General features: G+C 69.4%; 13 protein-coding genes. 8 read left to right on the top strand and 5 right to left on the bottom strand.

The window, feature by feature from the left end; all coding sequences use genetic code 11:
* Positions 1-61 precede the first annotated feature (61 nt).
* The 3 genes from RBJ77_RS15205 to RBJ77_RS15195 all read left to right on the top strand — a co-directional run bounded on the left by RBJ77_RS15205 (position 62) and on the right by RBJ77_RS15195 (position 2586).
* Positions 62-1153 (top strand): hypothetical protein, encoded by a 1092-nt coding sequence (locus RBJ77_RS15205; protein ID WP_372345514.1) that lies wholly within the window; start codon positions 62-64, stop codon positions 1151-1153.
* Positions 1154-1496: 343 nt separating this feature from the next.
* On the top strand, positions 1497-2060 hold the full coding sequence (locus RBJ77_RS15200) for a DinB family protein (protein WP_372345513.1): 564 nt from the start codon (positions 1497-1499) through the stop codon (positions 2058-2060).
* Between the two features lie 226 nt (positions 2061-2286).
* The gene (locus tag RBJ77_RS15195; protein ID WP_372345512.1) at positions 2287-2586 is read left to right on the top strand and encodes a Tn3 family transposase; all 300 of its coding nucleotides are present in this window, start codon (positions 2287-2289) and stop codon (positions 2584-2586) included.
* Between the two features lie 101 nt (positions 2587-2687).
* On the opposite strand, the gene RBJ77_RS15190 is transcribed toward RBJ77_RS15195, so the two are convergent.
* Positions 2688-3569 carry a helix-turn-helix domain-containing protein gene (locus tag RBJ77_RS15190; RefSeq protein WP_372345511.1) on the bottom strand — a complete coding sequence of 294 codons (882 nt, stop codon included), beginning with the start codon at positions 3567-3569 and terminating at the stop codon, positions 2688-2690.
* A gap of 176 nt (positions 3570-3745) precedes the next feature.
* On the opposite strand from RBJ77_RS15190, the gene RBJ77_RS15185 reads away from it, so the two are divergent.
* A complete protein-coding gene (locus RBJ77_RS15185) occupies positions 3746-4045 on the top strand; it encodes a putative quinol monooxygenase (RefSeq protein WP_372345510.1) in 300 nt (99 codons plus the stop codon).
* A gap of 131 nt (positions 4046-4176) precedes the next feature.
* A complete protein-coding gene (locus tag RBJ77_RS15180; protein WP_372345509.1) occupies positions 4177-4323 on the top strand; it encodes a recombinase family protein in 147 nt (48 codons plus the stop codon).
* Positions 4324-4659: 336 nt separating this feature from the next.
* Here RBJ77_RS15180 and RBJ77_RS15175 read toward each other — a convergent pair whose 3' ends face one another.
* Positions 4660-5907, bottom strand: a complete 1248-nt coding sequence (locus RBJ77_RS15175) for a cytochrome P450 (protein ID WP_372345508.1) — start codon at positions 5905-5907, stop codon at positions 4660-4662.
* Positions 5908-6091: 184 nt separating this feature from the next.
* On the opposite strand from RBJ77_RS15175, the gene RBJ77_RS15170 reads away from it, so the two are divergent.
* Positions 6092-6307, top strand: a complete 216-nt coding sequence (locus RBJ77_RS15170; RefSeq protein WP_372345507.1) for a hypothetical protein — start codon at positions 6092-6094, stop codon at positions 6305-6307.
* A 1346-nt stretch (positions 6308-7653) separates the two neighbouring features.
* Here the strand turns inward: RBJ77_RS15170 and RBJ77_RS15165 are convergent.
* A complete protein-coding gene (locus RBJ77_RS15165) occupies positions 7654-8073 on the bottom strand; it encodes a response regulator (protein ID WP_372345506.1) in 420 nt (139 codons plus the stop codon).
* Between the two features lie 163 nt (positions 8074-8236).
* Between RBJ77_RS15165 and RBJ77_RS15160 the strand changes: the two genes are divergently transcribed.
* The gene (locus RBJ77_RS15160; protein WP_372345505.1) at positions 8237-9097 is read left to right on the top strand and encodes a GAF and ANTAR domain-containing protein; all 861 of its coding nucleotides are present in this window, start codon (positions 8237-8239) and stop codon (positions 9095-9097) included.
* 106 nt (positions 9098-9203) lie between these two features.
* Positions 9204-9563: a hypothetical protein gene (locus RBJ77_RS15155; RefSeq protein WP_372345504.1), complete on the top strand. Its 360-nt coding sequence runs from the start codon at positions 9204-9206 to the stop codon at positions 9561-9563.
* Between the two features lie 208 nt (positions 9564-9771).
* Here the strand turns inward: RBJ77_RS15155 and RBJ77_RS15150 are convergent, their stop codons facing one another.
* The gene (locus tag RBJ77_RS15150) at positions 9772-11103 is read right to left on the bottom strand and encodes an RNA polymerase sigma factor (RefSeq protein WP_372345556.1); all 1332 of its coding nucleotides are present in this window, start codon (positions 11101-11103) and stop codon (positions 9772-9774) included.
* Positions 11076-11510, bottom strand: coding sequence for a YciI family protein (locus RBJ77_RS15145; protein ID WP_372345503.1), 435 nt, complete (start codon positions 11508-11510; stop codon positions 11076-11078). Before RBJ77_RS15145 ends, RBJ77_RS15150 begins: the two co-directional genes overlap by 28 nt.
* Positions 11511-11538: the final 28 nt, after the last annotated feature.

The raw sequence follows: 11538 nt of genomic DNA, 5'->3' as shown, positions 1-11538 counted from the left end.
CTGCGAGGATGGCGCGATGGTGAGGCTGAGAAGGCACGTGTTCACAGTCGCCGCGGCGGTCGTGAGCGTCACGTCCCTGGCGTTGACCGGGTGTGCGCAGAGCAACTCCGGGGTCGGCAGCGGCGACCGCGAGGCGGCGTACAAGCGTGTCATCAAGGACCCGCACCCGAGTCCTGACGCCGTCATCGAGGCGGCCGGCGCACCGGCCGGGGTGGCGCGGGCGGGCGACGGCTCCCTGCTGCTGTCGTACAAGGTGCGCTACTTCGGGGACGACGAGGGCCCGGCGGCCGCCGCCTGGCGGATCGTCTCGCCTGCCGGCCGCACGGTCGCGCAGCAGGCGTGGCACGCGAACGTGGAGGACCAGCCGGACCAGTACATCGGCGTGCGCGACGGCTTCGTCCGCTGGCACCGCAGCAGCCGGGGCGCGGAGAGCGTGTACGCGCTCGACGTACGCGGCAAGCGGCACAAGGTCACCACGTCGGACCGTGCGCTGGGCACCCGACCCGGCGACATCGTCCTCAACGAGCCGATGCCGGCTCTCCTCTACCGCCCCGCCAACCGCACCGTGGCGGCCCCGGCAGGCGCATCGATATTCGGAGACTCCGCAATGGACGAGCGCGGCACGCTCTGGTTCATTGTCCAATCGCAGAAGCCCAACCTCGTCGTCCAGCAACGCGACGGCCGCACCCTCACCTCCACGCCGATCCCGCAGCCGTACTCCAGCGGCGGCGCCGTCACCGCGGCGGGCGGCACGACGGCGTTGGCCTTGCTCCGCGGCGGCCCCAACGGCACGGTCCGAGGCCTGATGGTGACCGCGGACGACGGCGCGCACTGGCGCAATCTCACCGGGGGCGGCATCCCCTGGCAGGACCTCAAGCGCGATTTGGTGTTCCTGGTACTGCAGGCGCTGCCGGACGGGCGGCTGCTCGTCGGCGAGAAGGGGGGCCGTTCCTGGCTCGCCGACGACCGCTCGAACCGGGCCTTCCACCAGCTCAAGACCCCGGTGCCGTTCACCTCACTCACCGTCCAGGGCAAGACGCTGTACGGCATCGCGGACGCGACGACAGAGACGTACGACCTGGTGAAGGGCGAGGGGCTGTACGCCTCGGACGACGGCGGGCGCACGTGGCGGCGGCAGGGGACGCGCGGCTGACTTGTCGGTGGGCGTTGTTACGTTGGCCTGACGATGGCCGACACCCCGTATCCGATGGCGAGATGACGGTCGGCGGCAGCCTGTGCGTCGCCCACGCTGGGGCGGTGCAGTGCCTGCAAGTGACATAAGGACGCAGGGCGTGTGGCTCGCTGGTCGGAGCAAGAGCAGGAGTCGATCAGATCTGCATGAGAACCGAGCCCTGTCCACCATGGATTTCCCCCGTCTACGACCTCTCGGTGTCCTGGTCTTCCCCGATCTCCGCGCCATATAGGACCGGAACTGACCTAGATGGCTCCTACTGTGGCACCGCTAACATTCCAGCAGCTCACGGAAGGCGGACGCCATGACCGACAACGAGACGATCTCCCACGAGGAAGCCGAGACTGTCACCCCGGCTGCCACCGGCGAGCGCGCCGATTGGCTCGAAGGGCTGGCCAAGCAGCGGCACTTCATCCGGTTCACCACACGCGACCTCACCGACGAGCAGGCGGGTCTGCGGACCACCGCCAGTGAGCTGTGTCTGGGCGGACTCATCAAGCATGTCACCCGGGTGGAGCGGAGCTGGGCGGCGTTCATCCAGCACGGCCCCTCCGTCCTGCCCGACTTCACAGCGATGACGGAGGCGGACTGGGCCGAACGCGCGGCGACCTTCCGGATGCTGCCCGGCGAAACGTTGGCGGGCGTCCTGACCGACTACGAGAAGGCGGCGCACGAGACCGATGCCGTGATCGCCTCCGTGCCCGATCTCGACGCCTCATGGCCGCTGCCGAAGGCCCCCTGGAACGAGCCCGGGGCCGCCTGGACGATCCGCCACGTCCTGATGCACCTGGTCGCCGAGACCGCCCAGCACAGCGGCCACGCCGACATCATCCGCGAGTCCCTGGACGGCGCACAGAGCATGGCATAGCGACCTCTCCCTCTCCCTGCTGCGTGGCACCAGCATGGGCAACACTCCAGCTGCCCCGATGGGACGAGCCAGCGTTGAATACTCTGTTCGGCTGTTCAACGAGTCCTGCCCCGCCCGCACGGGACGTCGCCAGAGGGCGGCGGCGCGGAGATCGGCCGGGGCAGGCGCCGGGACGTCGAGCGAGAGGACGGGGCTCGTCGAACCGCAGCACTCGCGGCTGGAGGCCGTGAAAGGGGAGATCGCCTCGGACCGGCGCGACGAGCAGGAGATATTCGTCCTGTGTCTGCGGAGCCTGCAATCGGCTCTGGTCTACGTGAACATCCTGATGCTCCAGGACATCCTCGGCGGACCGGAGTGGGCCGAGCTTCTCACGCCTGCCGATCGGCGCGGCCTGATCCCGCTGGGCTGGTCGCATGCGCGTCCGTTCGGCGAGGTGAACCTCGACATGCAGGTACGCCTGGACCTCGCCGCCACCGCCGTAACCGGACCACGCGCACCCACGGACGAGCGGCAGCCGACGCCGTAGCACCCCGACCGGACGGTTCGTCTCATCGTGGTCAAGCGCGGGCAGGAACAGCGTCCTTGCCAGTGGAGGTCCGGTACACCCCGACCGGGCGCCGCAAGCGGTCACATCTGGCGCACTCTGTCGGCCGGGCGGTCGGGAACACCGGGGGTCGCAGGAGCGGATAGTCCGGCAAGGAGTTGGAGACTGACGGCGGCCTCGGTGCCGGGCGGCGCGCTGTAGATCATCATGGTCATGTCGGGGTCGTCGGGGGCCCGCATGGCGACGTAGTCGAGCTCGAGTTCACCGACTCGGGGATGGGCGAACCGTTTGCGGCCGCGGGTCTTGCCGCGCACATGGTGGTCGGCCCACAGGCGGCGGAAGTCGGCACTGCCCAGTGACAGTTCGCCCACCAGCACGGCCAGCTGGGGGTCGTCCGGGTGGCGGCCGGCGTCCAGGCGCAGGTTGGCCACGGTGTCGCGTGCCTTGGCCTTCCAGTCGGGATACAGGTCCTTGGCGGACTCGTCCAGGAAGACCAGCCGGGCCATGTTCCGCTCGGCAGCTGGGAGCGAGGGAAAGTCGGCGATCAGCGTTCGGGCGGGTTCGTTCCAGGCCAGGATGTCCAGGCGCCGTCCGATGATGTAGGCCGGAACGCCGGCCAGGGCCGCAAGGGCCTGGCGCATCTCGGGTCCGACCTGTTGAGGGCGGGCCGGGCGCCGACGGGTGCGGGCGGGTTTGGCGAGGTTGTGCAGGTGAGCTCGTTCGTCGGCGTCCAGCAGCAGCGCGTCGGCGACGGCGTTGAGCACATCGGGGGAGACATTGCGGGCCCGGCCCTGTTCCAGACGGGTGTAGTAGTCGACGCTCACCCCGGCCAACAGCGCCAACTCCTCGCGGCGCAGGCCCGGTACGCGGCGCTGTCCGCCGAAGGACTCGGCTCCCACGTCCTGCGGTCGCAGGCGGGCCCGTTTGGTCTTGAGGAACTCACTGAGCTGCTGCGTACGGTCCATGGCCACAGTGTCAGGTACAGCGGTGCTGTGGTGCCTGGTTCTGCTGGACCCAGGCACGGCGGTCCGGGGTCGAGCGGAGCTCTGGGTGAGGCGGGAGGTGGTTCGCAGGATGGAGGGCATCCGCCGGTCATCACCGGCACCGACCACGGCGTTCTCAACCCCTAGGGGAGCTTTCCATGTCGAACACGCTGATCATCGTTGCCGCGTTCACCGCCAAGCAGGGCCATGAGCAGCGCCTGCGCCAGGAGTTGGAGGCGATGATCGCGCCGTCGCTGGCCGAGGAGGGCTGCCTGGGCTACCAGCCGTACGCCGACCCCACCCGTCCCGACCGGATGATCATCGTGGAGGAGTGGGCCGACACCGCCGCCCTGGACCACCACTTCTCGCTGCCGCATTTCGCCCACGTCGCGAAGGTGCTGGACGAGATCCTCGCCGAGCCGTTCACCCTGCGGCGCCTGACAGACATCCCCGTCTGATCGAGCATCACCCGGACACGTTCCCTGGGCCGTACCCCCGACTCGTACGACGGGAGTACGGCCTCTTGTGCGGACGGCTGCGGAAACCGACGGCCCTGGCGATCCGGGCCCCGCATTTCCGCTGCCCCCTCGTGGGGTACGCCCGCGTGTCGGCGAGGGGCCCGTTGCTCGACCGGCAGATCCACGCACTCAGCGAAGCGGGCTGCATCCGGATCTTCACCGACAAGAAGTCCGGCAAGAAAGCCGAGCGCGCCTCAACACCCTGCGATGGTCCATGAGCCCGCCGATGCCGCGCTCGATAGTCCACCGCCTCGGGATGACGGTGTACCCCCGCTTGCCGGGCGGGCGTTGGACGGAGTGGGCATCGATGCCGAGACGGGCCCCGTGGTTGATGGCGGTGGTGCGGTAGCCGGCGTCACCACAAGCCTTGCGGATCGGGGGCGCCTGCTACGCGGGAGCGCAGGGTTACTCCGGCCGCGGTGTCTCAGATACGGCGGGCGGTGACCGGCACGGTCAGCAGCAGGCCGAGGAGGTCGCCACAGCCCGATGATCTCCGCGATGATGTCGCCGGTCTGCCAGTGGGCGACGTAGCTGTAGACGGTGTTCGCATCCGGTCATCCGGCCGAGCTGCGGCGAAGGTGGACCGGCAGGGTCTGGTGACCGTTGCTGATCAAGGTGGGCAGAGGCTTCAATTCGGAGGCGGGAACGGCCAGTTCGATGTCGGGGAAGCGGGTGAAGAGCAGGCGGAGTGCCGTGGCCACTTCCAGACGGGCCAGCGGGGCGCCCAGGCAGAAGTGGACGCCATGGCCGAACGACAGGTGGTCCTTTGCCGGCCGGGTGACGTCGAAGCGGTCGGCGGTGGGACCGTGCCAGTCAGGGTGACGGTTGGCGGCGGCGTAGGAAGCGAGAATCGCGTCGCCGCGGGGGATTGTCCGGCCGTCGGGCAGGAGGATGTCTGTAAGGGCGTAGCGCAGGGGTAGGTGCTTGATGGCGGGTTCGTGGCGCAGGGTTTCCTCCACGACGTCGTCCCAGGTCGCCCGGCCCGCGCGGAGGTGACCGAGCTGCTCGGGGTTGGTCAGCAAGGCGGTGGCCGCCTGGTCGATGACGTTCACTGTGGTCTCGTAACCGGCACTGATCATCAGCAGGAGGGTGTCACGCAGCTCGCGGTCGGTGAAACCGTCGCCGTCGCCCTCGTCGTCGCGGGCTGCGATGAGGAGCGTGGTCATGTCGTCGGCGGGTTCGGCGCGTTTGGTGGCGATCAGGTCGTCGAGGGCTTTGTAGAGCGACGCCGTGTTCTCGGCGGCCCGCGCGGCGGTGGCCGTGGTGTCGAAGACGCCGTCCACCACGGTGCGGAAGCCCTGCAGTTGAGTGTCGGGGATGCCCATGAGGCGGCCGAGGACCGCGATGGGCAAGGGGTAGGCGAAGTGTTCGCGCAGATCCACGCTCTGGCTGGAAGGCCGTGTGCCGAGGTCGTCGAGGAGAGCGGTGACGATCGACTCCACGGTCGGCCTCAGGTCCTGGATGCGGCGGGCGCTGAGGGCCGGCGCGACCATCCGGCGCAGCCTGCGGTGGTCGCCGCCGTACGCCGTGAACATGCTCTCCACCGCGATCCACAGGGCGAGCGGCCACGTGGACACGGTGTCGGCGTAGGCGGGCCAGTGAGCGCGGCCGTCCTTGGAGACCTGCGCGCTGGTGAGCAGCTGCTTGAGGAGGGCGGGGTCCGTGACCGACCAGACGGTCAGGCCCAGGACGTCCACGCGGGTGGCCGGGCCACGGGCGCGTAACGCCTGGTCCTCGGCGTGGTGGTCGGAGGCTTCGGGGTCCAGGACAAGGGGCGACGGCTCTCGGACCTGTTCGGGCATGGGGGTTCCTCCTGGGCGGGCGGCCGGGGTGGCGGCAGTCGGTGTCGTTCGAGGGGCGAGCCGACGTCCTCGGTGCCGGTCTCGCACAACTGACAGGACCGTCGGGCAACTTGTGACACCTCGAACGCTTGAGTGCCGATCTCCAGTGCGGGCATTCGTACGGCACCGTCTATCAGGAGGCCCCGTGCGCATACTCGTGATGGTCCTGTTCATCGCCTTCGGCATCTTGTGGGCAACAGTCGGGCCCCGGCTCAAAGCACGCCGAGAGCGCGACGGAGGGGACGGGTGGGGCGAGACCGCCGGGCGCACGGGTGTCGAGGGCTGGACTCCGCGCACGTTCGTCCTGACCGGCTGCGCTTTTGCGATCTTCGGAATCGCCTACGGGTGCGGTCTTTTCTAGCCCGGCCAGCGGGACAGCCCCGCCGCCTGCCCCCGACACCCGATCACCGGCACCAGACTTCCACGACCAGCTGCCCGCGGAGCCTCTGTAGCAGCGGGCAGGGCCACGAGGCCGTGCTTGAGCAGCGGCCGGTGGCACAGCGGCCACACCGCGTGGAGATGGCGTGCCAGTCCCGAATCCGTCGAGACAGCTACACGCGTGCACTGCTATCCAGGTCCCATAGGGGCCGTGCCGCAAGCCGACGGCGCCTGCGACAAGACCGCTAGTGAGACAGCGCGTTCCCTCTCACACGCTGCCTTCACCTGCTCCGTGCGTTGGCATGTGCGGGAGTACACCCCGTCGGATGGACGCCAGGCCACGCGCGGAATGGAGCACGAGCAGAGGGGCGGAGCCGCGCAGTCGGCGGCGCGGCTCCGCCCCCGTCTACCTCATCGAAGCCGCAGCCCCAGGGACGCCGGGCGCCGTGTCCGGCCGTGGGGTCGGAGCCGCATCGCCGACCGTGCGGCCCCGACCTTCTGCTCGCAGTGCCGGCCTCGGGCATGCCCCTGCGACCAGACCGGTGAGGAAACACCCGGGAAGCGCGCTGCCCCAGTAGCGGGCTGACCCAAGGTCATGGGGGGCGCCGACACATAGATTCCTCTCCGGTGCACGCGCGTAGCAGTCCCCGCGGTGCGACATTCGCTCTGTGTCTTCGCGTGCGCGAAGAGCCGGCGGGCCAGGGGACAGCGCGCAAGTCGACCGAGGTGGCCCGCGAAGCTGCCTCCCGGCGTACCGTTCGAAGCAAGGAGCGCATCCGGCGTGAGCGGGGAGCGCATGTCAAGGCGGTTGGGGGACGGCCGCTGCCGGTGGTGCGGCAGCGGCCGTCCTGGCGTGCGGGACTCGTGCTCCCCTGCTTGTCCCGCACGTGGTGTCCCCTGCGGCCGGGAGGCGGGAGATGCTCTACCGGTGGCAAGGGGACGGGAGCTGGGATCGCTTCAGTCGGCGATTGCGGTCCCAGCGGGCATGCAGGCCACGCCACATTGAGCCGCCTCTGCAGCAGGGAGGCAGGCAGGGCGCGAGCAGCAGCCGGTATTGCCGTGGCGCTTGGTCCCAACGCCTCCACCAGGAGAGTAGAACGCCAACTCGCACGTTCTCAAGGGGTACTTGACACGCTGAGCTTTGTGTTTCGCCTCTGTCACTTGCCAGCGGCCGCCTTGCCCGTACACGCAAACCGTCTGCCGGTCATGGGATACAGAGCGCCGGGCCCGGCCGCTCCGTTCGCGGCTCGTACAGCGGGCACTCTCCCCCTGCTCCGTCCATGGAGCAGGCAAGGAGACACGTGGCCGAGATCCTGCGGCCACTCGGCCCTACCGGCGACGATCCGACGTGGGCGCGCCTGCGAACTCCTCGCTCTGGCGCATCAGATAGCCGGCCTTGACCTGGAGAGCATTGACGTTGATCGGTTTGTGGATGATGTCGGCAACACCCGCCTCCAATGCCTCGCCGGTCAGCGCATCGTCCAGCCACATCCCCGTGACCAGGATGATGGGAATGTGGCGGGTCTGATCCAGCCGAACCAGATAGCGGGCCACTTCCAGCCCGCTGACCCGGGGCATGCGCACATCCATGACGATCAGCCCGACACAGCCCTTCAGAGCCGCTTTGAGCGCCTGTGCGCCCCCGGTAGCGCGTTCCACCGGATGCCCGAGCGGTATCAAAGCGGCCTCCAGGGCAAGCAAGGTGTCCTCGTGGTCGTCGACCAGCAAGATCCGCAACCTGTCCGCCATGGCCGCCCCTCCTCGACATCCGCGCATCCTCCTGCCAAGAGTCTGAGCCCTCAGATCATCCTCTTGCACCAGCTTTGCGGAGCAACAGCCAGGATTGGGACCGGAGTTGTCTTCGTGTCATGTGCACGCTTCGCACGGGGAGTTCCTGGAGTAGCTTGCAGGTGTGGGCGAGGACCGATCCTGGGGTGATGATGCCGAGATGGCGCGGCAGCGTGCTGCCGCAGCGCGTGCTCGTGCGGCGGCTGCGGCCGCGGCGGCCGAGCAGCACGATCGCCTGGCACAGCACAGCGAACCTGCGATGCTCCGGCGTCTGGCCGCGCGCCACCGCGCGACGGCCGCTCGCCACCTGGCGGCTGCCGAGATGCAGGAGGCGTACGCCCGTCGGCTGGCCGCCTGGTCGCACAGCACACAGGAAGCCCGTCCCCTCTTCATGAGCAGTGTCGTTGCGGCGTGCGGGGTCGACGCCGGGGCGCTGGTGCTGCTCGACCCGAACATGCAGCGCCTCGCGGTCGCCTCGTCCGATGAGCGTGCCGAACGGGCACAGGATCTGGGGTGGGTGCTCGGCCAAGGCGCGAAAAGAGAGGCGGCGCGTAGCGGGGAACCGGTGGCCGCCGCGGGCTCCGATCTGCTGGCGCGCTGGCCGGCCTACGGGTGCGGCATCCACGATCTCGGGCTGCGGGCTGTTGCCGCCGTGCCACTCACCGCCGCAGGCACGCGCTTAGGTGTGCTGGTGGTGTACGACCACGAAAGCCTGCCCCGGCCAGCAAACCTTCAGCGCATCGGTGCGGCCCTGACCGAGGACATCCTCCTCGGCCCGGACGGCGACCCCTGGCTGTACGGGGAAACCGACCTGCACGACGAGGTCCACCAGGCCACCGGCATCACCGCGCAAAGAGAAGGCTGCGGCATCACGGACGCCCTGGCCCTCATCAAAGCCCGCTCCTACACCGACGGCACCACCACCAGCGACATCGCCCACCGGATCATCCACCACGGCCTACACCTGACCAACGAACCGGAGTGAATCACGCCTGCTAACGCAGCGCGCCCACCACTCGCTGAGCAGTCTGCGCAGCTCGCAGTGTCCCGGACTGCGACCGCCATTACCGCGCTGGCTAGAATCCTCTGCCATGTCGAAACCTGACGAACTGCTCGTCGACCTGGCCACGTTGGTGGAATCCGGGCAGAGCAACCAGATGTCGCTGACTGTAGTAACCGGTGGCACCGTGATCACGGGCCGGCTGGCCCCCGAAGCCGCCTGGCGCCAGCGGGTGGCCGAGGTGCTGGCCGACTCCGCCCGCCTGCACGACTTCGCCACCACGTTCACGTCCGCGGCAGACCGGAACGGACCGCCCACCCACCTGCACTTCCACCTGGCCCGGATCCTGCAGGGCACCGTCGGCATCCCGGAGACAGGCGGCATGTACCGCGTGGCCATCGAGGACGTCAGCGCCTGGACCATCGGCGACTTCAGCTACTCCGACCGCTGACCGCGCCTGCTCACCCCAAAAGCCACCTCCGCTGCTGCGGCAGCGTCTGGGCCGGACAAGCGCGTCGATGGCCAAAGTGTTGGGCTACCACGCGAGGGGCCCCGATCGTGGGGCCCCGTTTGTGCTTCCACCTCCAGCCCGGCGGCCACAACACCGCCGGGCTGTTCGAGTCCTGGAACGAAGTCATCAGCAGTCACGCGTGCCCGCATCACGTCAGGGCAGCCGCCTTGCGCAGCAGCAACGACCGTTCGCGGTCGTTGCCGCACAGGCGGGCGGCGAGCTCCAACTCGGCCCGGGCCTCGGCGGTGCGACCGAGACGAGCGAGCAGTTCACCGCGCACGCTCGGGAGCAGGTACGACCCCGACAGCCGGTCGGAGACGACCAACCCGTCCACCATCGACAGGGCCTGCTGCGGCCCGTACGCCATCGCGACGGCGACCGCTCGGTTGAGGTCGACGATGGGCGAAGGAGCCACCCGGCCCAGCGCCTCGTAGAGGAGCACGATGCGCTCCCAATCCGTCTCCGCAACCGAGGACGCCGACGCGTGGCAGGCGGCGATCGCTGCCTGCAGGCCGTAGGGTCCCAGGCCACGACCGGCAGCCGTGGCCCGGCCGAGTGCGGCCAGACCGCGGCGGATCGCCGGGCGGTCCCACCGGCGACGGTCCTGGTCCTCCAGGAGCACCGGCTCGCCGTCCGGCCCGGTGCGGGCAGGAAAGCGCGCGGCCGTGAGCTCGAACAGGGCAAGCAGCCCGTAGACCTCCGGCTCATCGGGCAGCAGCGCGGCCAGCGTCCGAGCCAGCCGGATCGCCTCGTACGCGAGATCAGGCCGCAGTAGGCGGTCGCCGGTCGTAGCCGTCGAGCCCTCAGCGAAGATCACGTAGAGCACGCTCAGGACACCGCCGAGCCGCTCCCGCCGTTCCTCGGACGGGGGCAGTTCGAAAGGTACTCCCGCCGCGGCGATCGTCTTCTTCGCACGGGTGATCCGGGCTTGGACGGTCGGCACGGGCGCGAGGAACGCCCGGGCGATCTCCTCGCTGGACAGGCCGCCCACTACACGCAGCGTGAGCGCCACCCGGGCCTCGGGTGAGAGCACCGGATGGCAGGCCGTGAACACCAGCGCGAGGACGTCGTCGTCAACCCGGTCAGGATCCCAGGGCAGGTCGTCCGGCCCGTCCCGCGCCGTCGCCGCGCCCGAAGTCAACTCACCCTCGGCCAGCCGGCCCGCGAGTTGGCCATAGCGCTCGTCGAGCGCCGACTTGCGGCGGAAGCTGTCGATGGCGCGCCGCCGCGCGGTCGCCAGGAGCCAACCCACCGGGCTGGCCGGTGCTCCCTCGCGCGACCAGGTGACGAGTGCTTCCGCGACAGCCTCCTGCGCGACGTCCTCGGCGAGTTCAAAGTCTCCCGTGTAACGGGCCAGCGCACCGACGATCCGTGCGGACTCGATCCGCCAGACCGCCTCGACGGCCCTCCGCGCCGACTGGGCGATCGGCGGGCCGTCAGGCGTCCCGGGCATCAGAGCTGGCCGGTCCGCTCGCGCCAGGCCCGCTCCTTGATGATCCACTCATTGTCCTGGGGGAACTCGTCGATGCCCGGCACACGGCGGATCTCGCACTTCGAGCCCGCGACCGCCGGCATCCGCTTGGCCCACTCGACCGCTTCTTCCTTGGAAGCGACGTCGATCAGGTAGAAGCCGCCGAACAGTTCCTTCGTCTCGCCGTACGGACCATCGGTGACCACCGGCGTCTCGCCGCTGTAGTCGACCACTACGCCCTGGCTCGGGTCGTCCAGGCCCTCGGCGGCGACGAGCACCCCGGCCCGGATCAGCTCCTCGTTGAACCGGCCCACCGTCTCGAGCATCTCCTCGAAGGGCGTCTCCATCATTTTCGCCATGGATTCGTCCGTGCCTCGCATGATCAGCATGTACTTCGGCATCTCGATCCCCTTCATGTCAGGTCGCCTCTGGACCCTCTCACTC

The sequence above is a fragment of the Streptomyces sp. KL116D genome, assembly GCF_030766975.1.
GTDB classification, from domain to species: domain Bacteria; phylum Actinomycetota; class Actinomycetes; order Streptomycetales; family Streptomycetaceae; genus Streptomyces; species Streptomyces longispororuber_A.
This window is presented reverse-complemented; position numbering and strand designations above follow the sequence as displayed.

What these genes read in the sequence shown, in the direction of transcription:
- RBJ77_RS15200 (WP_372345513.1), top strand. Translation starts at nt 1,497, where the DNA reads ATGACCGACAACGAGACGATCTCCCACGAGGAAGCCGAGACTGTCACC.
- RBJ77_RS15190 (WP_372345511.1), bottom strand. Translation starts at nt 3,569, where the DNA reads ATGGACCGTACGCAGCAGCTCAGTGAGTTCCTCAAGACCAAACGGGCC.
- RBJ77_RS15185 (WP_372345510.1), top strand. Translation starts at nt 3,746, where the DNA reads ATGTCGAACACGCTGATCATCGTTGCCGCGTTCACCGCCAAGCAGGGC.
- RBJ77_RS15175 (WP_372345508.1), bottom strand. Translation starts at nt 5,907, where the DNA reads ATGCCCGAACAGGTCCGAGAGCCGTCGCCCCTTGTCCTGGACCCCGAA.
- RBJ77_RS15165 (WP_372345506.1), bottom strand. Translation starts at nt 8,073, where the DNA reads ATGGCGGACAGGTTGCGGATCTTGCTGGTCGACGACCACGAGGACACC.
- RBJ77_RS15155 (WP_372345504.1), top strand. Translation starts at nt 9,204, where the DNA reads ATGTCGAAACCTGACGAACTGCTCGTCGACCTGGCCACGTTGGTGGAA.
- RBJ77_RS15145 (WP_372345503.1), bottom strand. Translation starts at nt 11,510, where the DNA reads ATGAAGGGGATCGAGATGCCGAAGTACATGCTGATCATGCGAGGCACG.